Source organism: Capnocytophaga genosp. AHN8471 (assembly GCF_016806945.1).
Taxonomy (GTDB): Bacteria; Bacteroidota; Bacteroidia; order Flavobacteriales; family Flavobacteriaceae; genus Capnocytophaga; species Capnocytophaga periodontitidis.
In genome coordinates, this window is sequence record NZ_JAESPJ010000005.1 from 79,384 (window position 1) to 101,220 (window position 21,837).

At 38.8% G+C, this 21,837-nt stretch carries 21 protein-coding genes; 3 read left to right on the forward strand and 18 right to left on the reverse strand.

Going from position 1 to position 21,837, the window contains the following annotated elements:
* Positions 1-282: 282 nt before the first annotated feature.
* The 3 genes from JMN12_RS01520 (at position 283) to JMN12_RS01530 (ending at position 5,880) form a co-directional block, all read left to right on the forward strand.
* Entirely contained in the window at positions 283-3,420 is a 3,138-nt protein-coding gene (locus tag JMN12_RS01520; protein WP_088593801.1) for a SusC/RagA family TonB-linked outer membrane protein, read from the forward strand.
* A gap of 19 nt (positions 3,421-3,439) precedes the next feature.
* On the forward strand, positions 3,440-5,008 hold the full coding sequence (locus JMN12_RS01525; RefSeq protein WP_088593802.1) for a RagB/SusD family nutrient uptake outer membrane protein: 1,569 nt from the start codon (positions 3,440-3,442) through the stop codon (positions 5,006-5,008).
* Between the two features lie 101 nt (positions 5,009-5,109).
* On the forward strand, positions 5,110-5,880 hold the full coding sequence (locus JMN12_RS01530; RefSeq protein WP_203136441.1) for a lysophospholipid acyltransferase family protein: 771 nt from the start codon (positions 5,110-5,112) through the stop codon (positions 5,878-5,880).
* On the opposite strand, the gene JMN12_RS01535 is transcribed toward JMN12_RS01530, so the two are convergent.
* The 18 genes from JMN12_RS01535 to JMN12_RS01620 form a co-directional block, all read right to left on the reverse strand.
* Positions 5,837-6,553: a hypothetical protein gene (locus JMN12_RS01535; protein WP_203136443.1), complete on the reverse strand. Its 717-nt coding sequence runs from the start codon at positions 6,551-6,553 to the stop codon at positions 5,837-5,839. The genes JMN12_RS01530 and JMN12_RS01535 overlap by 44 nt on opposite strands.
* Before the next feature lie 11 nt (positions 6,554-6,564).
* Positions 6,565-6,849 carry a winged helix-turn-helix domain-containing protein gene (locus tag JMN12_RS01540; protein ID WP_009412478.1) on the reverse strand — a complete coding sequence of 95 codons (285 nt, stop codon included), beginning with the start codon at positions 6,847-6,849 and terminating at the stop codon, positions 6,565-6,567.
* Complete coding sequence (locus JMN12_RS01545; protein ID WP_203136446.1) at positions 6,842-7,435, reverse strand: hypothetical protein; 594 nt, start codon at positions 7,433-7,435, stop codon at positions 6,842-6,844. Before JMN12_RS01545 ends, JMN12_RS01540 begins: the two co-directional genes overlap by 8 nt.
* Positions 7,436-7,553: 118 nt before the next feature.
* A complete protein-coding gene (locus JMN12_RS01550; RefSeq protein ID WP_203136447.1) occupies positions 7,554-8,138 on the reverse strand; it encodes a riboflavin synthase in 585 nt (194 codons plus the stop codon).
* Between the two features lie 34 nt (positions 8,139-8,172).
* Complete coding sequence (locus tag JMN12_RS01555) at positions 8,173-8,616, reverse strand: hypothetical protein (RefSeq protein ID WP_088593807.1); 444 nt, start codon at positions 8,614-8,616, stop codon at positions 8,173-8,175.
* 2 nt (positions 8,617-8,618) lie between these two features.
* On the reverse strand, positions 8,619-9,185 hold the full coding sequence (locus JMN12_RS01560) for a Panacea domain-containing protein (protein WP_088593808.1): 567 nt from the start codon (positions 9,183-9,185) through the stop codon (positions 8,619-8,621).
* Positions 9,186-9,203: 18 nt separating this feature from the next.
* Entirely contained in the window at positions 9,204-10,199 is a 996-nt protein-coding gene (locus tag JMN12_RS01565; protein WP_088593809.1) for an NAD(P)H-dependent glycerol-3-phosphate dehydrogenase, read from the reverse strand.
* On the reverse strand, positions 10,196-10,579 hold the full coding sequence (locus tag JMN12_RS01570; RefSeq protein WP_088593810.1) for a type II toxin-antitoxin system VapC family toxin: 384 nt from the start codon (positions 10,577-10,579) through the stop codon (positions 10,196-10,198). The genes JMN12_RS01565 and JMN12_RS01570 overlap by 4 nt, the downstream gene beginning before the upstream one ends.
* Positions 10,566-10,763: a hypothetical protein gene (locus JMN12_RS01575; RefSeq protein WP_088593811.1), complete on the reverse strand. Its 198-nt coding sequence runs from the start codon at positions 10,761-10,763 to the stop codon at positions 10,566-10,568. The genes JMN12_RS01570 and JMN12_RS01575 overlap by 14 nt, the downstream gene beginning before the upstream one ends.
* Positions 10,764-10,780: 17 nt before the next feature.
* Positions 10,781-11,224 (reverse strand): PIN domain-containing protein, encoded by a 444-nt coding sequence (locus JMN12_RS01580; RefSeq protein ID WP_088593812.1) that lies wholly within the window; start codon positions 11,222-11,224, stop codon positions 10,781-10,783.
* A gap of 5 nt (positions 11,225-11,229) precedes the next feature.
* Positions 11,230-11,472: a hypothetical protein gene (locus JMN12_RS01585; RefSeq protein WP_088593813.1), complete on the reverse strand. Its 243-nt coding sequence runs from the start codon at positions 11,470-11,472 to the stop codon at positions 11,230-11,232.
* Positions 11,473-11,497: 25 nt separating this feature from the next.
* Positions 11,498-12,034 (reverse strand): DUF1599 domain-containing protein, encoded by a 537-nt coding sequence (locus JMN12_RS01590; RefSeq protein WP_088593814.1) that lies wholly within the window; start codon positions 12,032-12,034, stop codon positions 11,498-11,500.
* A 37-nt stretch (positions 12,035-12,071) separates the two neighbouring features.
* Complete coding sequence (locus JMN12_RS01595) at positions 12,072-12,551, reverse strand: hypothetical protein (RefSeq protein WP_088593815.1); 480 nt, start codon at positions 12,549-12,551, stop codon at positions 12,072-12,074.
* Between the two features lie 4 nt (positions 12,552-12,555).
* A complete protein-coding gene (locus JMN12_RS01600; RefSeq protein ID WP_203080398.1) occupies positions 12,556-12,828 on the reverse strand; it encodes a hypothetical protein in 273 nt (90 codons plus the stop codon).
* Positions 12,829-12,961: 133 nt separating this feature from the next.
* Entirely contained in the window at positions 12,962-14,431 is a 1,470-nt protein-coding gene (locus JMN12_RS01605) for a DUF4832 domain-containing protein (protein WP_203080397.1), read from the reverse strand.
* Positions 14,432-14,881: 450 nt separating this feature from the next.
* The gene (locus JMN12_RS01610) at positions 14,882-16,465 is read right to left on the reverse strand and encodes a glycoside hydrolase family 31 protein (RefSeq protein ID WP_203080396.1); all 1,584 of its coding nucleotides are present in this window, start codon (positions 16,463-16,465) and stop codon (positions 14,882-14,884) included.
* A 46-nt stretch (positions 16,466-16,511) separates the two neighbouring features.
* Complete coding sequence (locus tag JMN12_RS01615) at positions 16,512-20,642, reverse strand: response regulator (RefSeq protein ID WP_203080395.1); 4,131 nt, start codon at positions 20,640-20,642, stop codon at positions 16,512-16,514.
* Positions 20,643-20,747: 105 nt separating this feature from the next.
* Entirely contained in the window at positions 20,748-21,836 is a 1,089-nt protein-coding gene (locus tag JMN12_RS01620; RefSeq protein WP_088593819.1) for a DUF5017 domain-containing protein, read from the reverse strand.
* Position 21,837: the final 1 nt, after the last annotated feature.

The window sequence follows — 21,837 nt, forward strand, 5'->3', positions numbered from 1 at the left end:
TAACAGTATATGTGTTATTTATATTATTGAAAATAAGAGACTTAATACAATTTTTAGCAATGTTGTAATATAGGTAAAAAATTAAGATGAAAAATGAGATATTTTTATTAAAAAGTCTATTTTATTGAGAATATGATAAATTCTTAACTGAAATATTGCGATTTGTTCAAAAAAATAGTTTCACTGAGAAATATTTAAGTCTGTAGAAAAAAAATCTGATAGTATTTGGATTCTTGTAAAATTATTCTATAACTTTGCGGTGTTAAACTAAAATTAATAGCGATGAAGAAAAAACTATTTTACGTGTTTTTATTCGTTCTTTTCTTTTCAGCAGTCGCTACTGCACAAGAAAGGACGATTACAGGGGTCGTGAAAGACGATGCCGGTTTGCCCTTGAACGTTGTATCAGTAATGATTAAGGGTTCTTCGCACGGGGTAGCCACCGATTTCGATGGGAATTACAGAATTAAAGTGCCTAACAACAAAGCAGTGTTAGTCTTCTCACAAATAGGGATGAAGACTGTAGAGAAAGTGGTAGGCAAAGCTAACAACATTGATGTAATACTACGTGAAGAAGCTCAAGAGCTTGGAGAAGTAGTAGTTACTGGTGTAGGGGTAGCTACCGATAAGCGCAAAGTAGCGATTTCAGTAGATGCCGTTTCTGAGAAAAGCCTCAAACGTACACCTGTAAAGAGTATTGATGATGCTCTTAGTGGTAAAATTGCCGGAGCACAAATCCAGTCAACCTCAGGGCAACCAGGGCAGCAAGCTAATATCATCTTGCGTGGTATCAACTCTTTGAGTACTACCCAACCGATGGTGATTGTAGATGGAGTAGAAGTAAATACCAATAGTTATTCTTTAGGGACTACGGGTAGTAGTTCTGTGTCTTCTCGTTTAGCCGATTTAGACCTTTCTAATGTAGAACGCGTAGAGGTAATACAAGGTGCCGCCGCCGCTACTATCTATGGAGCACAAGGGGCTAATGGGGTAATCCAGATCTTTACCAAAAAGGGTAAAAAAGGAGAACGCACAGAAATAACTTATAATTCTTCTCTCAGTGTAGATGAAGCTCTTACAGGAAATCTTTCGTTTGCACAAAAACATCCTTATAAAACTGATAAAGAGGGTTATATTATAGATGCTCACAAAGCACGTATAACAGTAGATCCTGAAACAGGATATTGGACAAAACCAGATCCTACTATTAAGGACACAACAGCTAATATTTATTCATACAAAGAGAAAACATACGATCATTTAAAACAGTACTACAAAACTGCTTATACTACCCAACATTCTGTAAATATTACAGGGGCTGCTGGGAATGTAGATTATGCCATAGGAGCTTCTTTGTTAGACCAAACTAGCCCTGTGAATGGTAGTTATAAAAAGAAAAATCTATCAGCCAATGTAGGGGTAGAAGTATTTAAAGGACTTACACTTCGTTCTAATACACAGCTTATCAATAGTAAAAATACAGCAGGAGGAATAAATGGTAGGAGTTATATAACCTCTGGTGTCGGCGGTGCTTTAGGAACTCCTGCTTATGTAGATTTACACTTTAGAGATACAGCAGGAAAATCTCCTGTACATTACGATCCTGACTCTAATGAAGTATTGCCTTTTTATATTTATGAAAATCAAAGCAATTTAGCGGAAAATAATCGTGTAATACAGAGTATAAATGCTAACTACAAGTTTAGCAAAAACTTAGACTTTGATTACAAATATGGTTATGACCATACTCGTTACGATAATAGTGAATTTATTAAAAATCAAAAGAACACCAATACTTCTGGTAAAGGAATCTCTCCTTTAGATGGTCAACTTACCGAACGTTTTATTCGTCATACCCTTCAAAATTCCTTATTAAGTGCTTATTTACGCCTTGATTTTCAAAGAGATTTAAAATGGAAATTACCTATACAATCTACAACTCAGTTATCTTATGATTGGCGTAAGGATAATTATTATCGTCTTACAGCTACAGGTTCAGGTTATGGGGTAAATCCTCCTTTTACGATTTCCTCAGCCAACACTTCAACCTCTAGTGATCTTGAACAAGAGTTTGTAACTTTTGGTTATTTGGTGAACCAAAAGTTTGATTACGCAAATCTTTTTGGAGTATCCGTAGGGGTACGTTCCGACTTTTCGTCTGCTTTTGGTGAAGGAGGTAAACCATTTACTTTTCCTCGTGCGGATGCGTATTTCCGTATAGCCGATTTACTTAAATTAGAAAAAGTTACAGAATTGAAACTTCGCGGGGCTTATGGTGAAGCGGGTATCCAACCTGATGCTTACGACCGTTTGATTACTCTTTCTAATGGTAAATTAGGCGATAAGGGATATTATTACCTGCCTACTACGGCTCGTAACCCTGAATTGGAGGTGCAAAAAAGTAAGGAGTTAGAAGTAGGCTTAGACTATGGATTTCGTCTCGGAGAAGGTTGGTTTCATCGTATCAGCGGGAATGTAGTGTATTGGGATCGTAAATCGTTCGGAACAATTTATAATATTGAAACACCACCTTCTTTAGGAGCTCAAGAACTTACTACCAATGCAATAGACTTATCCAGCAATGGATTGCAAGCATCTTTGGATTTAGGAGTCTTGAGCACTGATAAAGTAGATTGGACTTTTAGCACACGCTTTAGCAAAGGAGAAACAGTAGTCGATAAAATTTCTAACGGCAAACGTATTGTAGTAGGTATTCAAGGAGGGGGACAAAGTACTCTCGATGAAGGTGAACGCGTAGGTACTTTCTTTGGGTACAAGCCACTCAGCTCACTTACTCAAACTAATTCTAAAGGTGAACGTTATATCGCTGATGCTGATTTGAACAATTATCAATTGGTAAATGGGATGGTAGTAAATAAACAAAGCAAAGAAGTAATATTTAGCACTGAACAGGAAAAAATGGGTGATGCTACCCCTGATTTTACGATGTCGTTCTTTAATGATATTACCTTTGCCAAAAAATTGACCTTCTCTGTGCAAGTAGATTGGACAAAAGGAGGTGATATTTACAATGGTACAAAACAACGTATGTATTTCAATAGAACCCACGGTGACCTTGATACACCTATACCTGTAGATAAGAATTTACCCTATACAAACTATTATGTATCTTTGTATAACAAGGGACAAGCCACTTCTTATTTTATAGAAGATGGTTCGTATGTAAGAGTGCGCAACGTCTCTCTTTCTTATGATATGACCGATATCCTAAAAGAAACCTTTATCAAAGGATTGACACTTACTGCTTCAGTAAGGAATTTGCTTACCTTTACTAACTATTCAGGGTTAGACCCTGAAGCCGTAGGGGTATCACTCAATGAACCACTCTATCGTGGTATCGATTTGTACACTTTTCCTAATATGCGTACCGTTACAATGGCACTTAATGTTAGATTTTAACTCTTAATACCGAAATACAATGAAAAAGATATATACAATAATTGCTGTAGTAGCTTTACTCTTTACTGCTTGTAGTAAGGATTCACTTAAACTACAGAATCCTAATGAGCCTGGTTTGGAAAATCTTAGAACGGAAGAAGGTATCCAAAAATTTGCCTTAGGGGTGTATGCTCCAATGAAAGGAGGAGTTAATTATTACGCTTGGTTTGCACTTACTCTTCATAATTTGATGGGAGACTCCACTACTGCTTTTGCACTTAACTTTGGTTTCTGTTATAGTAACCTAATGTTTACTATTACACGTCCTGATGGAACTGTTGTCAAATCTTCTTTGTTAGGAGAAAGAACTCAGGGAGCAGTGTTGAAACAATTAAATATCAGAGAAAATGGGAATGAAAATGCTTTCAATAATGAATGGATGGCTATGTATGGTGTATTAGGACATTGCAACTTAGCTCTTAAACTCCTTGATGACAATGAAGTAGTTTTTAAAGATAATGCTGAAGTAAAGAAAAAAACTTATCAAGCATGGTTCTTATGGTGGAAAGCTTTTGCTTACTCTCGTATTGGTTCTCTTTATGCAAAGGGAGTGATTACTAATGAATACAATGTGCTTAGCAATAACTACCAATCACACGAAGCAATAATCACTGAAGCCAATCGTATCTTTGAAGAAGCAAAAGCAATCTTAGCTACTATTCCCGAGGGAGACACTACTTATAGTGGTCTTATTGATGCTTTTATTCCCTCTCAGTTTAAAGAAGGCAATGGAGGAATTATAACTCCTCAAATGTTTATCCGCAATATCAATACCTATATAGCGCGTAACATTCTAGTAAACAAATACGCTTCAGACCTTACAGCTACTGATTTATCTCAAATAGAAACTTTAGTGAATAATGGTATTCAACAAGGTGATAAGATCTTTACAATGCGCTCTATGGCTAATACTACTTTGTGTTTTGTAAGTGAAACCGCTTGGACTCCTTATAGGATTCTTGTAGGTTGGGAAAACCTTTCTGAGCGTTTAGTGCAAGATTTTAAAGCTGGAGATAATCGCTATACTCGAAATGTAGTAAGAAGGTCTAGCGTTCTTTTCAATCCTCGAAATCGTGGTTATGGTATAAGTACTCGTTATGCACTTAAAGATGGTGGTGATTATGCAAGTACTACCGCAGGAGTTGTAGAACTCCCTTTTGCAGGTACTTATGAAGAAAACCAATTGATGCTTGCTGAGGTAAAATTGAGAAAAGACAACGATATTGATGGGGCTTTAACCCTTGTAGATGCAGTGCGTACTTACCAAAATGCAGGCTTAGCAGCTGTTGCAGGTACAGGCTTAACCAAGGAACAAGCTTTGGAAGAACTCCGCAAAGAACGTCGTATAGGCTTGTTCCTTAAAGGGACTTCTTTCTATGATGCACGTCGTTGGGGCATTCTCAAACCCGTAGCTCAAGGAGGTGGTCGTACCAATGCCAATGTAGTAGTCGCCGCAGATGGCACTACCGAGGCTTGTACTATTGATTATCAATATTTAGAGTGGTTTGATGTTCCTGCAAGTGAAACTGATTTTAATCCATTAAACTAAAAAGTAAAGCGTTTTTTATACTCGCTATACATCAAAAAAAACACCTATAGTTACTTTACTATAGGTGTTTTTATTATCTTTGCCCTCTCAAGATAAGAAAAATGAAATTTTTGAAATACACTTTTTGGCTACTTTGGAAGTCTTGGTTTTATGTGCTTGTAGCCTCTATTATACTACTTCTTTTGCCCCTATTACTCGTCCTTACTGCTCATAAAAGGTGGTATCGCGCTTTGTATTGGGTGATGCGACATCTCTGGGCAACCCCTATATTGTACGGTATGGGCTTCTTTCCTAAAGTAAAACGCGAGTACACTGTGCCTAACGATCACCATAGCTATATGTTGGTAGCCAATCACTACAGTATGATGGACATAATGCTAATGTTGTATTGCAGTAAAAACCCCTTTGTGTTTGTAGGGAAGAAAGAACTCTCTAAACTACCCTTATTTGGTTATTTCTACAAGCGTGTGGCGATAATGGTAGATAGAAAGAGTCCACAGAGTAGGAGGGAGGTCTATACTCAAGCGATGGAGCGCATAGAGGCAGGTTTGAGCATTTGTATTTTCCCTGAAGGGGGCGTCCCCGATGATGAGAGTATTGTACTCGATAGTTTTAAGGACGGAGCTTTTCGCATCGCGATAGAATGCCAAATACCCATAGTGCCAATGGTGTTCTACGACACTAAAAAACGCTTTCCTTTCCGCTTTTTTGCTGGCAGTATAGGCACAATGCGAGTGGATGTACTACCCCCTATTTCTACCCAAGGCAAAACTCTTGATGATAAAGAGACTCTACGAGAAGAAGTGCGTGCGTTGTTGTGGAAGAGACTTATAAAATCTTCTGGAAGAACTGATTCTGAGGGAAAAGAGTAGCCCCCTTGTTAGCAGTTTCTTTAGCTTTTTCTTTCTCTCCTTTCTTCAGATAGAAACTCACTAATAGCTGATAGGTGTCTTCATAGCCCCAACTCACGGGACTATCCTTAGGTGCTTTGCTGAATAGGGCGATGGCTTGCAGGAAATAATTTTCAGCTTTGCGCTGTCCACCATACATTTCGGGGGTGTACATATCTTGTATACCCTTCACTAAGAAAAATCGAGGATTGGCTTTATCTAACGAAAACGCTTCGTCTAAATCATTGCTAATTTTCATTGCTTTTTCGTACATATTGGCATTAGGAGCTACAAAATTTAAAGCATAACTTTCACAGAGAGCTAAAAGCACCCAGTCCTCAGCATCTTTATCAGTTTTCTTTTCCAATAACTGAACAGCTTTCTCTATATCGGCTTTGTCAAGTAGGCGAAGTGCCTCATTCTTAACACTTCCATAAGTGCCTAACATAGAGGCTTTGCGATACAAAAGATAGGCTTTCCAATAATCGGAAAGTTGCTTTTCGTTCTTTTCGTAAAAGTCACGCAAAGGCTGCTCGCTCTTTTGTTGGTGAGCAGTGGCTAAAACGGAGGCGATTTGTGCATCCGTACTTTGTGCAGTGGCTATTCCGCTGAACAATAGCCAACACATTAAATACAAATTTAAATACTTCATCATATCGTTATTTTTTAGAGTTTGAGATAACTTTTTAAGGCTTCTACATAGTTTTCAAAGGCAAGCAACCCTTTGTGGGTAAGCTGAAGTTCGGTATTTGGATAATTGTCCTTGATAGATTTGGTTACAGTAACATATCCTACCGCTTCTAACTTCTGTATTTGCACTGATATATTCCCCGATGTAGCTTTAGTAACCTCTTTGATGCGCACAAAATCGGCTTTTTCTTCCGATATTAACAAAGAGACTATTGCCAAGCGGAGTTGTGAGTGCAAAATAGGGTCGAGTTCGCTAAACATTTTGTTGCTTTTTATGGTGAATATAGAGTTGAACACCAGGAATTAAAAACAGTAAACACGCTAATACCGATGAGAGTAAAGGTAGATACACACCATATTGACAATACAAAACGGTATAGATAATTACGATGGCAATGAGAGAAGTAGCGACCCAAAGGCGCATTTTCAAATGTAAGGCAACTGCCAAAGCTACAAAAGCAAAAGGAAAATAGATGGTTAGCAGGGCAATTTCATAATGATTCCACAAGCTAAAAGGCATACAAAAACTGAGCAATGCCACTATTCCTGCCACACACCACGCCCAGTCGAGCCAATCGGCAGAAAGAAAAGCTTTGCTGTGTTGTCCTCTATTTCTCAAGAGGATTCCAAAGTTAATAACAAAGCCTAAAGGCATCAATACTGCCCATACCATTCCCGATTGTTTAGGGTAAAAATTGCTGATGAGCATTGTAAACTGCACTATTCCTGACAGTGCGATGAGTGCGCCCCAAAAGAGCAAGAAAAAGCCATTGGCTTCATACTTTTGTTTGCGTTGCTGGATAATCTCTTGAATGATTTTCAAGCTATCGGAAGGCTGTAATTCCATAATACTAAAAGGTTTTTACGTTCAAATACGCGGCAAAGGTAATTAAGTTTATTTTATAAACCAAATTTTTTACCTAAAAAAATTGCCAAAGTCTTTGAACTCTGGCAAAATCTATATTTTATCGTTGCATAAGTCGGGCGACATATTTACCAATTACATCGAATTCTAAATTTACAATGCTACCTATTTGTAAATGTTGTAGATTGGTATGCGCTAAAGTATAAGGGATTACTGCTACGCTAAAACTATCACGAGTGGCATCGACTACTGTGAGGCTTACGCCATTCACAGTGATAGAGCCTTTTTCAATCACTACATTACCCGTGGAAGGGTCGTACTGAAAAGTAAAACGGGTGCTACCGGCTTCTTCTTGGATAGCAGTACAAGTGCCTGTTTGGTCGATGTGACCTTGTACGATATGTCCATCTAAACGGGTGTTGAGGAGCATACCGCGCTCTAAGTTTACTGCATCACCTACTTGCAAACTGCCCAAGTGGGTTTTAGCAAGGGTTTCGGCAATGGCGGTTACTCGGTATACATCGCCATCGATAGCTACTACGGTGAGGCATACCCCATTGTGGGCAACACTTTGGTCTATTTTTAGTTCATTAGTAAACGAACTTTTTACGTATAAATGCAGATTCGCTTGTTTGCGTTCTATTCGTACGATTTTACCTATTTCTTCTATAATTCCTGTGAACATAAAGTTAATTAGCAAATTAGTTAATTAGCAAATATTATGGGAGTAGTTTTTTATATTTTCTTTTTACTGATTTAGAGTTTCTTAAACATTCAATCAATTCATTGAATAAAGATACTTTCATTTTTCCCCATATTTTATAATCACTTGTTTCGTTAGGATATAAATCTTCTAACAAATCAGTAGTGTATTCGTCTAATAGATGTCCGTATAGAAAAGTTGGTACGCTAAAATGCTTTCCATCTTCAGTAATTTCAGTAGAAGTAGAAAGTACAAAACAATTGAAATTACTACTTTCACATTCTATACAACCGTGTTCAATTATTAATTTTTCGGGGATGTAATCCTTACTTGTAGGCAAAGAGGCAAGAATACTTTTGTTGTTGATATTTTTTAATACTACGAAATATTTATTCTTAGCTTTATTACCATTTTTAAAATAAAAAGGAGTAAAATATATAATGGTTCTTTCGGTAAACATTTTTAAAACTGTTCGATATAATCTTCATAAATAGCTTTTTTGCGTGGGTCGTTTGCTACCAAATCGGCTAAATTGAGATAAAGATTGGTACTGTTAATCATTTCATTTTCTAAAAGAGCTAAAACATTATGCTCTTTAGCAGTTTTGTTCCATAGCGAGTCTTCATTATGTGTGTAAGTAACTAATTGTTTAGCAGATTGATTTCCAAAACGCTCTATCACTTCGTCTAATAAATTTATATCATTATCAGAAAATTCATCGTCGTTGAATGATTTTTTAGCAGAAAGATATCCGTTTTTATCGGATTTTATAAAAGGGGATAGCAGAGTCATTTCTGATGATAAATCAATAAATATAGGTTCGGCTACGGGACCGAACTTCCATACTTTATAATCCAAATTAAAGAAAGGAATTCCCGATTGTTTGATAGAGAGCTCATCTAAAATATACAACAACTTCAAAAATTTTGTTTTTGATAAATGTTGTATTCTTTCACTCAAATAGATTGCTGTGTTCCCTATTTTGTTGAGTTGCGCTTCACTATATTGTGTATAAGTTTCATTTTTCATTACTTCTTACCTATTTATCTAATCCAATTCTCCAGTGAGTTCTGAGAACACTATACTCGCTCTTTTGCCTTCGTAGAGCACTTTGTAGACGGCATTGAGTATGGGGGTGCGGCTTGGTTTTTCTTGATTTTTGTTGATGAGATAAGCGCTTTTGGTGGCGTAATAACCTTCGGCTACCATATTCATTTCAGCCATTGTACTTTTTACGGTATAACCTTTGCCAATCATCGTGCCGAACATACGGTTACGACTGAAAAGCGAGTAGGCAGTTACAAGTAAATCACCGAGATAAGCGGAGTTGTTGATATTGCGTTTGATTTTGTAAATATGCTTGATATAACGTCGCATCTCGCGAATGGCGTTGCTCATCAACACGCTTTGGAAGTTATCGCCATAGCCCAAACCGTGTGCAATACCCGCAGCAAGGGCATAGATATTTTTGAGCATAGCAGCGTATTCAATACCTACCACATCGTCGGATATTTTGGTTTTCACGTAATGGCGTTTCATTGCTTCAGCCATAAAGCGTGCTTTTTCCTCATCGAGACAAGCAATAGTGAGGTATGATAAGCGTTCGAGGGCTACCTCTTCGGCGTGACAAGGACCTGCAATGATACCTATCTGTGCGTAAGGCACGTGATGTATTTTGTTGAAATAATCACCTACTATGAGCCCGCTTTTAGGTTCGATACCTTTGATAGCAGAAAAAATATTTTTATTAGATAGCGGTTCGGTGAGTTTTTCTAATTCATCGCTTAAGAAAGCTGAAGGGATAGAGAAGACGATATAATCGCTAAAAGCTACCGCCTCGTTGATATCGTTAGTGAGGTGTAGCTTGTTGATGTTCAGGTGTACGTCGCTGAGGTAGTTAGGGTTGTGTTTGGTTGCTTTGATGTGCTCAATAGCCTGTTCATTGCGCATATACCAACACACTTGGTCGATATTGGCAGTAAGGATTTTGATAAGGGCAGTTGCCCAGCTACCGCCGCCTATTACAGATATTTTAGATTTCATTGTTCTTTGTATAAGGTGATACCTTTAATAAGTTTAAAGTGTTTAAGGTTGTGGGTGTATACAGGCAAGTTGTAATATACTCCTGTTGCACCGATAAAAATATCGGGGAATTCAAGACTATTATCCTTTTTGATAACATCAATAGAAAGTTCAGAAATACTTTTATTGATATGGAGTACTTTTAGAGAGTCCATAAAGGCTTTGATTTCCTTTCTGTCCTCACGAGTAAATTTTCTAAAAGCACTAAGCCAATGTACGATTTCGATGTATACAATAGGAGTGATATATACATTTTTCAGTCCTATTATATTGATTTGCTTCATTACTTCAGGATCGCGAAATAGAAGTTTGCTAATGATATTTGTATCACAAATTACCATATAATTCTTTTCTGTTAAAAGGTTTGATATCGTACTTGCTAATGATAGCTTGAGCTCTTTCAGCTAATTCTTCTATTGTTTTTTTCTTTTTAGATACGGTCTTCTTTTTAGTAGGCATTATAAGTCCTAAGCCTCTGCTGTTACTGGCTTTGTGGGTAGTTGTTATTGTAGCTGTTGTAGGCATAATATTGTATTTCCTTATTATTTTTTATAGAGATATTTTTTCATTTGTTCAGTAGTTATGAAAAAATGTCCATAACCTTTAGCAGTGAGCCCATTGATAAGAACTTGGTCTCTTGACCAAATCTTGTGTTTTATTTGTAGGTGCAAGGCGATAAAGGGGTAATCGTCTTCATCTATATCTTTCACAATAGTAAAGGCTTCTTGTAAATATTCTTTGTCGATTTTATCTAAAGAGATAATAGTAATTTTTTCTAACAAATAGTTTAAATCAGCTAATATTTTCTTCTTAGTTTTATCTTTTTTCCTACTTGCCTCTATAATATCCAAATGTTCTTTTACCTCGTCGATGATAAAATCAGGAGCTATAAATTGCATATTCTTATCTCTCAAGATATTAGCTATTTCTCCATTAGGAGCTATTAATGCACTATAGAAAATATTGCTATCAGCAATTACTATCATTGGTATTAGTTTTTAAAGGGTAGGTTTAGTTTTTTTTCTTTGTTTATTTTGCGTGCAATAGCTCTATTAGTTTCTTTGGAAAGTGCCATTATAAGTTCGTACTGTTCTTGCGTTTCTTCTTCAAAATCAGGCTGGGCAAGAACAGGTTCTTTTATCTCGGTTACTTTTGCAAAATCAAGTTTCTTAGCTTTTTCTACATAGGCTAAGGCTTGTGGGCTATCATTGGTTATGGTAATTGTGTATGGCATAATATTTACAATTAACAATTAACAATTAATAATTATTGAGGTGGATGAGGGCGAATACAGCGTAATTTACTATATCTTGATAGTTAGCTGCAATACCTTCGCTTACGAGTGTTTTACCTTGGTTGTCTTCAATTTGTTTTACACGTAAGAGTTTTTGTAAGATAATATCGGTGAGAGAACTCACACGCATTTCACGCCATACTTCACCGTAATCGTGGTTTTTAGCTTCCATTAGGGTGCGAGCTTCAACTACTTTGGCATCGTAGAGGGCTGTAGCTTCCTCAACATTGAGGTCGGGTTGAGAGGCAATGCCTTTATCTATTTGAATGAGTGCCATTAAAGCATAGTTGATAATGCCTATAAACTCGGTAGTTTCGTCCTCGTCTATTTTGTGTACAGCGTTTTCTTGCAATCCGCGAATGCGTTGTGCTTTGATGAAAATCTGGTCGGTGAGAGAGGGGAGTCGCAATATACGCCACGCGCTGCCATAGTCTTTCATTTTATTGATAAAGAGGCTGCGGCATTGTTCAATTACTTTGTTATATTGATCTATAGTATTCATTTTTTTAGGTAAGAGCTAAGAGGTAAGAGATAATGTTTTATTCTATGATTATAGTGTATTTAGGGTCGATATTAGTACGAGGGTCGAATACAAAGTCAAAATAAGCGGCATCGTCTTTTTTTCCTTTTATTTGTTGTTTTACGCGCCCAATTTCTATGTTTTGTTTGTTAAATACTTTTACCATTACGCTACCTTCAAAGTCTTTTTCGAAAATGAGGTAGAGAGAAAGTTTATTATCATTACCATTTTCATCACTAACGGTGTGATGACCTAATTTTAAGCCGCGTTGGGTGAGAGTTTCAGAAAGTTTTAGTCTTGAATTACCTGATTTGTCAATGCCTTCTCCTATACCATCGCCGAAAGAACGGGCTGTACTTCCTACGATTTCGCCTGCTTTAGTAGCGGTTTTATTAGCGATTTCTTCGGTAGTATTGGCAGCTTCTTTGGCTGCATTAGAAAAGAAACTACAAGAGCTAAAAGTTGCAGTTATAGCAAAAAGTATGATTATTTTTTTCATTGATTTAGAATTTTAGTTTTTCAGGATTATCTCTATTATCAAAAAAGGGAACATACTTGCTGGTACATAACAATCTTGCTTTTTGATGAACTTCTGAGCTTGGGATTCCTTTTCCTTCACGCAATTCTTGCCAACCTTCTTCAATGCCTTGTATTACTTCTAAAGGTAAAGATTGTATTTCATTCTTCTGCACATCTAAAACTATGGCTTCTAACACACGTACTGCCATTTGGTATTGTTCAAATGTTATATCTTGATTGAATTGTATGTGCCTCATATTTCTTATTTTTTGGCAAAGGTATAAATAATTTGTCAATTAACCAATTTGGTAATTGGAAAATTAGTCGTCAAACAAACCGAAGTAATCTGATTTGTTTGACGACTAATTATTAATTTCTAACTGCTAATTTCTAATTCTTAATTTTTATTGAGTGAATCTTGTTGTAACCTGTTGAGGGTTCCCATACTTCTTTATTAGCTAAACGGATACTATACTCAGGGCGATTGGATAGGCTCTTGTAGGGGTCGGGGAGGTTGAGATAAACGTTGTATTCTCCTGCGGTAAGATTTTTAGGAAGGGTTATCTCTGCCCCCACTTCGGTAGTGCTGCCTGCTGCCCAACGGCGAGGGTCGGTATTTACTTTGAAAATATGTTTTTCGCCAGTTCCTTTTTTTGTGAGGATTATCTGTACATCACGCGGATTGAAAGGCGCTGCAAAACCTTCATTTTTAATCTTCAATTGCAGTTGTAATTTTCCTCCTACTTTGATATTTTCATTGAATTTTCCCTCAGTAAGCACAAAGCGATAACCGAGACGCCTTTTGATATCGTCCATACATTTGTTTTTCCAAAGGTTTAGAATCCCTTCATAATAGTCTTGGTTGAGGTAGCTCCAATGGTAGGTAGCCATATCTTTTAGTGCGTTACTACACTCGGCATAAGAAGAATAGCCTGATGCCGGACGGCAGGTTTCGCCCCCCATTACTACGTATTGAGTTTCATTGGCTACATATTTGCGATGCTCTTGTATGTGGTGATAGGTGCCAGTATCGTCGTCATCGGCGAGGAAACAATCGTTGTGAAAGCCTATACGAGAAAGGTCACTACCGGTGAAAGCTGTTTGAGCCGTTAGAGCGTTCTCTACGCCTATATTTTGAGTGTAGAGTTTAGCTTTTGGGTAACGCACACTTACCATTCTATCCTTAGGTAAAATGCTCAACTCTTTGGCTAATACCTTCTTGCGCAGTTCATACGCTTGAGCGTTATCGGCAGGCTCAAAGTTGTAGTGATTCGTGTAATACCATTCACCCCACACTCCTACAAAACCTGCTTCCCATACAGCTATGATATCAGCATTTTCTTTGATGATAGGGGCTAATTGATTGAGATGTTTTTCTGTCCACTGCCAAGAAGCGTCTCCTTTGCCATTGTTGTAGTCGTTTTGATCATACGAATAGGCAAAGCGCAACACTACCTTACTACCTCCTTCACGAATGGCGCGCATATTATTGCGAATGCGATTTAGAAAGCTTTCTGAAATAGGTTGCTCGCGAAACTCATTCATATAATAGATGGTGAGAACAAGACTAAGTCCCTCTTTTTCTCTTTTTTCTTTTACCCAATTGGCATTTAATTGCCAGCTATTACTTTTTTGATCTTGGTGTGTTAAAAAACCTCGTTCGGGGTTTAAGAATATTTCATTAGTAGGCTGGTAATTCACTATTTGAGTGAATTGGGTATTAGGAGGTAAGGGTTGGGTAGTTTGCGATTGAGTGGTAGGTGACTGTGTACCTCCTCCATTGTTAACGTCATCTTCTTTGCTTTGGCAAGAGATAGACACTGCTAATAAAGTACATAACGTTAAAAAGCATTTTTTCATATTATTGAATTTTTAATAAGGTTATCTTTTGAAGGTGTCCAAAAAGTTTTTCTAGAGGGGGCGTTTGCAAAACGCCCCTACACAACATACTCTAAAAGTGATTGATTATCATATTTATAGACCTTATCAAAGGTACGAGCCGTACGGGCAAGAAACTTTGGCAAAGTGTAGCGACACAAAAGCGATTTTGAGATTTTTTGGACAGCCCCATTGATTATCAGATTGCTATTATAATTTAACGTGAGTTCGGCTTAAGTAATTATTTGACAATCAGTAAAATATTTTTAATCTCCCACGAATTACACGAATTTTCACGAAATTGGGAGTGTATAAAAGTCGTTATTTTTTATTATCTCACGAATTTTCACCTGACGGTGAATTATTTTGTGAATATATTATGTTACAAAGCTGTAAAACAATGTTCTGTTATATTGAACTCACGTTAATTTATTACTTAATCTTTACAAAATAAGGCAATCGCTCCAAAGGTACTTTTAGGGTGTATGCTTTGCCTCCTTTGTACTTTTTGCCTTGTTCGTCTTGCCAAGTGCCTTTAGGGAGTTTTACCGTGCGAATATCGCTTTCGGTCATTACAGGGGCTACTAAATACTTATCGCCCAGCATATATTGGTCTTTGCAATTAGCGAAACCCTGATGAGGAAAAGCATACTCCATACTGCGCACAATAGGTTCTCCTGTTTGTGCCGATTTTTTAGCTTCGGCTATGATATAGTCGCCTAATTGTTCGTGCCATTTGGCATATTTGATACAGATAGCCAAATTTTCTTTCGAGAGAATACGCCAAGGAGCTACTGAAAATTGCATCATAGGCATCATCGAATGTATTTGGCAAGAGCGCACTATGAGTTTCTGATTGAACTTAGTAGGGTCTACATTCAAGAAACTGCCGTATTCCCCTCCGCCTATCATATCGGGACAGGCGAATGCATAACCGTTGAGTCCTGCGGCTATCATATCGGGGACTAAACGGGCTACACCGTCCCAAGAGTAACTCTTGTCACCCAAACGTTGTACCAAAGCCTGTCCGCCTAATTTCCAGCAAGCGCGGAACTCGTTGTAAGGGAATTCTAAACCTAATTTACCCCAGAGATAGGTCTGTTCAGTATCGTAAGATTTTTGGTCGAAAACCTCTACATCTTCCGCCAAATAGCGCTCTGGGTCACCTGCATCAAACTTAAATCCATCGATGCCGTATTCTTTTTGTAGGTCTTTGAGCATATTCACAAAGTAAGCAAAGGCTTCGGGATTGCTGAGGTCGTAGCAAGCGCTGAGCCCATTCCACCAATCGAGGATAGCAGGGGTGTCAGCTCCTTTTTTCTTCACTAAATAGCCTTTGTCGCGCAAAAAGCGGTACTCTTGGCTATCGGGTGATACAAATGGGCATACCCATACCATCACTTTGAAGCCCATTTGGTGGAGCTGGTTTATCATTTCCTTAGGTGTAGGGAACTTATCGGGGCGGAATTGCCATACGCCATAGTCTTTTTGCCAGTTGTCATCAATCATTATTACTCCCGTTGGCATTCCGTTGTCCAGAATGGCTTTGGCGTAGGCTAAAACGTCTTTTTCGTTCTGATTGTAAATAAGTTCTATCCAAGTGTTGTATTGCGGTTTGGTAAAGAACACTTCGGGGGGGATTACCCCTGAAGGCGGAAAATATTGTTTACTTACTGCCTGATAGGCACTTTTGAGGGTAGAGCCTGCTGTGTGGCAACTCACCTCAGCCCGTGAAGGAGTGATAAGTATCTTTCCGTCTTTAAATTGGTAAGCAAAAGGAGCTTCCGAAGCGATATAACGCCCTTGATTAGAGTACAGAAAGGGCACTGATTGGTTGTTAAAATTCTCGGTGCGCAAGTTGTAAATGCGCTCCGATGGTTGGTAAGGCATCTCTTTGCCTACGCCCGTAAAGCCACCCCACCATTGTTCATTGGGTAGTAGGGTGATTTCAGTGGGCTGTTGTGCACTCGCCCATAGCGAACTGCACAAAGTAATAAAAGCAAATATTCTTTTCATTTGTATGTTTTTAGTCGTTAGTTATTAGTTCTTAGCCGTTAACTTTTTACCTCTTACCTGAAATAAATTCTGAGGGTGATACCCCAAATTGTTCTTTAAAAGCTCTTGTGAAATACGACGGACTATCAATTCCTACTTCGTAGCACACTTCACTGATGAGTTTATCGGTAGTTTTAAGCAGTTCGGCAGCTTTGTCTAAGCGTATTTTGCGAATGTAGTTCGCCAAGGTAAGTTCGGTAGCTTGTTTGACAAAGCTGTACAACTTAGTGCGGTTCATACCGAGTTCAAGGCAGAGGTTATCTACCGAGAAATGTGGGTTTTGCATATTGGTCACAACCAAATGAGTGAGCTTGTCTAACTGTTCTTGTTGTTTTTTATCAATCACTTTCTGACGGATATTCTCAATAGGAGTGTGCTGTTTGCTCTTGTTGAGCAAGTTGCGCACATTGGTTTTGAGCAGTTTTACATCAAAAGGTTTCGTAAGATAGGCATCAGCACCTAACTCAATTCCTTCTATCTGCGACTCTATTTGTGATTTTGCGGTGAGCAATATCACAGGAATAAAGCACGTTTGCAGGTTCTTTTTCAGGATAGCACAGAGCTCAAATCCGTCAATTTTAGGCATCATCACATCCGATATGACCAAATTAGGAAAATGCTGATTACACTTCTCAATCGCTTGTTCGCCGTCGGAGGCGAGAATGATGTTGTACTCTTTGATAAAGATGTTTTTGAGTATCATCAGTACCTCGTGATTGTCGTCTACTAAAAGCAAGGTAGGTTTATCTTCTTGAGGCAAATTTAACATTTCGTCCTCTTCTTCGCCTATGTGTTCATACTCAACCGCATAGTCCGATAAGTATTCTTTCAGCTGAAAAGCACTGTCCTGCAACTTCTGTTCGGGCAATAAGTAACTATCGTCCATAGGGAAGGTAATGATGACTTCCGTACCTACATTGGGCTTACTGCTAATGATAATCCCACCGCGATGCGCTTCAACTAATGATTTTACCAAAGAAAGCCCGATGCCCGAACCTACTCTTTTTTGTCCTTGTCTCTCTACACGGTGAAAGCGTTCAAAGATTTCGGATAAGGCATTCTTCTCCAACCCTACGCCTTCATCTTGCACTTTTACCACCAACTGTTTGCCTGGCAAGGTATGCGCAGTGTTCTCAAAGGCGCTCTTGTAGAGCGGTGTGAGCTCGCTCAAATTCTCTACCGAAATCGATAAGCGTATAGTGCTTCCCGCATTGGAGTACCTAATAGCATTGGAAAGAATATTCGAAAGTATCTTGCTAAAATACTTCTCATCTAACCACAACTTTACTTCTTGTTCAGGTAGTGTTAATTGCAAGGTTATAGCCACTTTGCTTGCCCACTCCTTAAACTCGTTGTAAATGGCTTGCACATAGCTGTTTGCCGAAATGTAATTGGCTTTTAGCTGAGGTGTATACACGTCCATACGGTGTATCTCAAGCAGTTCGTTCACCATATTACTGAGCTTACCCGTATTGCGCTTGAGGGTATGCACATACTTATTGGTAGGCATTTCCTCTTCCATTTCAGTTACTGCGTGGCTCATTAGGGTAAGTGGTGTACGGAACTCGTGTGAGACGTCTGTAAAGAACTGCATTTTCATCTGCATTAGCTCTTCTTTATGTCGCTCTTTTTCCTCTTGTACAGCTATGGTATGCTTCATTTGCGTCCATCGCATAAAGTACCTGAAACATACGTACAGCAAGCCTGCAAGGGCAAGTGCATAGAGGGTGTACGCCCACCACGTAAGCCAAAAAGGAGGCTTGGAGACCACTGTAAGCTCGGTCTGCGCTCCGCTCCACTGTTGCCAATCGCCTACCTCTACTAATAGTTTGTAAGTACCATAAGGGAGCTTTTGGTAAGTAGCGTGTGGGGCAGGGGCATTCACGGCTATATAATGCCAATCAGTGTCGTAATCCTCTAATTTATAACGGTAGCGCAACCGCTGAGGGGCATTGTATGACAAAGTGGTGAAGTACACCGAAAAATCGTTGTTTGGGTACGCTATCGAAAGCGCATCGGTAAACTCTATAGACGAATTGACTACCTTGCCGTTGTTTTCAAACCTGCTAAAATGTACTCTTAGGTGAGCTGACGAAAACATCTGCGCTTGTGGTTTGAAATAGTTAAAGCCGTGTGAGCCCCCAAAGTACAGATTCCCCTCAGCATCTTTGCAAGAGGAAGCCGTCCCGAAACTGTGCCCTTGCAAGCCATCGTTGTTGCTGAAAGCCGCAAAACGCTTCTGCTTTGTATCAAAGAAACTCAAGTAAAAGCCTCCACACCACACATTGCCAAAAGCATCTACTTCCACACTTTCAATATCGTTAGAGGTTGCCCCTTCTTCTATGCCGTAATGTTCGGCAGTATAAGTGAGTTTGCCATTAGCGTTATCAGTGAGAACCACCTTGTTGAGTCCGCTACCCATAGTACCTATCCAATAAGTATCTTTGTCTTTATCAATTGCCCAAAGATAATTACTACTCAGGCTGTGCGGGGTTTTAGCGTCGGCAGCATATTTGAGCACACGCACTACCTCGCCTTTGGCATTGAGTTGCAATCTGTTTAAGCCCATTACCGAGGTTATCACCAGTTCGTTCTTAGCCTTATCCACATATATTTTGTGAAGCTTGTTAGTAGATAACCTACGAGGTTCAGGCGTTGTTTCGGTAAAAGTGTATACGTTTTGCCATTGTCCTTTTTGCTCTTCAAAGCACTCCAATCCTGAATAGGTAGTAATCCACAAACGGTGAAAGGTATCGAGCTTGATATCAAATATATAATCGTTGCATTGTGTTGCAAACGAACCGATAATGCGTCGGCTTTGCTTGTCTATCACCCATACCCGTTCGCGAACCGATACGTACAAGTGTGCTTTATCGCTCTGAATACTCGTGACGTTAGGCGAAAGCTCAGGAGCATTGCAATAGTGCTCGTCTAACTGCTGACTCTGGGTGTGAAACCTAATCACTCCGCCGAACTTATTGCCTATATACACAAAGCCATCGGGGTCGTAGTGCATCGTGCTTACAAACTCCGAACCCACTTTGCTTTGGGGTTTTATCCATACCGTCTTGAAGAACGCATCGCGCGTACTGCTGTACGATACACCATTAGACCAAGCCGATACCCACAAATTGCTGTCCTTGTCTAAGAACACACTGTTGATATGATTGCTTGCCGAATACGGATTCAAAGGCGAGTGACTGTGTTCTTTCAGCAGAGAAAGACTGTTTTTATCCAACTGAAAGATGCTTTCTTCATTCACTACCCACACGTATTGCCCGCTCAGTGTAAGAGAAAGCAAATGTTTGTTCAGCTCAAATTCCTTTTTTGCAACTATCGCATAGGTGTTATCGGGCTTACAGGCGTACTTCACTAAGCTATCTCGGTAAATCACCCACAAGTAGCCATCGGCATAGAGCATCTTTACGATACCCGAACCTATGTTGTTTACCTTTTCAGGGAGGGCTTTTAGTCTGCCCTTATCAGGAACGTAAGCTGATAACCAAGGGAACCCCGAAAGCCACACTTCTCCTTTTTCACTCACTGCTATTTGCGGATTGAGTTGCGAAGTAGTGAGTTGTGAGGCAGAGCCAATAGGCAATGTTTTCAGCGTAAGTGCCTTTTCGCGCTGATTCCACACTACCTTAGCACGCCTAATTTGGTTTTCGCTCAAAAGCCAAAGTTCATTGTTTGTGCCTTTTTGTAAAAGTTTTACTTTGGTATAGAAAGCCAAATCAAGAGGGTCGTCTATTTTAAAATTGACAAACTGTTTGAGCCGAATATCAAAACAAGCTACCCCTGCTTCGGTAGCTACCCAAAGGTAACGCCCCATAGGTTGCAAGCTGTACACACGGTTGTAGTACACCGAGTTGATAGGGTCTTGCTCGTACTTGTAGGCATCAAGGGTATAGCCGTCGAAACGGTTGAGCCCTCTATGAGTACCTAACCAAATAAAGCCCAACGAATCCTGAGCAATGCAAGTAACGTTGTCGTGCAACAGACCTTCATTGCGTGTGAGATGGTGGAAAAGGAAAGTTTCTTGCGCTTGAAGCTTCATCCACAGTCCTTCTCCTAAGAAAATAGAGGAAAGAAAATACCACAACAACAGGATTCGCAAGAGCTTTATCGTTCTATTCATTTGTCAGTTTCATTTTTAGAATAAAACACAAAAATATTAAACAATTGACAATTAACAATTAATAATTAACACAATTGTCATTCGTAACTCGTCATTCGTAATTATTTACGGTGTTACCGTAATTTTGACAGTCCGGTATTCAGTGTTGTACTTGTACTCGTTGGCACTTACAGTTCCTACATCAGTTTTATAGCCGTCTTTTGAATAGCTTTTAAAACTACTGCTACTGCCCACTACCACTACCTCATAAGTTCCTGCTTTGTCATACGTATGAGTGTATTTGGTTACCCCAGAATCATCGGTAATGGTAATACCTTTTCCTGTATCGAATGGGAAATAATCAATAGAAGCAAAACTCGCTGATTCTAAATAAATATTACCAATATATGCTATATTAGAGCCGTCTTTTGCAGGAAAGATAATGCGGATATTTGATAATTTTTCCATTTTTTTACCCATTGAATTTTCCCACGCTTCTATAATTTCACCTATATTTACTTTGTAATCAGCATAAGAAGTGCTAATATTAGGTAATTCTCTGCCCCATACTGTTACATCTCTAAAGGTAACTTGAGTTTCGCCTTCAGCTATACCAGCTACTTTGGTTACTATACGAAGATTCTTATCTTCTGGGTGAGGTGTATTATTTGTAAAGTCCTTTTGGATATCAGTTTCAAATTTCATACGCAAGGTAAGAGTTTTATTATTACCTACCTTAGTATTTACGTTGAAAATGAGTGTTTCACTCCACCATTCGGGATGAGCAGAAACTAATTTTAGCACTTTTTTACCTGTAGAGGCATCAGTAACTACTTCAGAAGAAGCTAAATTGCTACTCACCTCAAAAGCGCCTCCTTCAAAGGGGGTCTTAGCGCCCACTTCCGATTTGTCAAAATTCAATCGGTAAGGAATGATGTTCGCATCGTAATTGCGGTAAATCTTACTTTGTAACTCTTGAGAGCTTTTGTTTTTGAGTATATTGTCAGCGCTCTTTAGGTAATCGTGTCCTTCATCACCGGTGTAAATAGCCAAAGCATTTACATTATGATGAATAGTAAAAGTTACGGGATCGCCTACCCTTACTTGGGTTTTATCGGCAGTTACCGATAGGTCTACGTCTTCAGGTTTGTTCTTAGTACAAGCACCCAAAGCCGTGAGTAGCAAACTGCTAATGAGTAATATATGTGTTTTCATT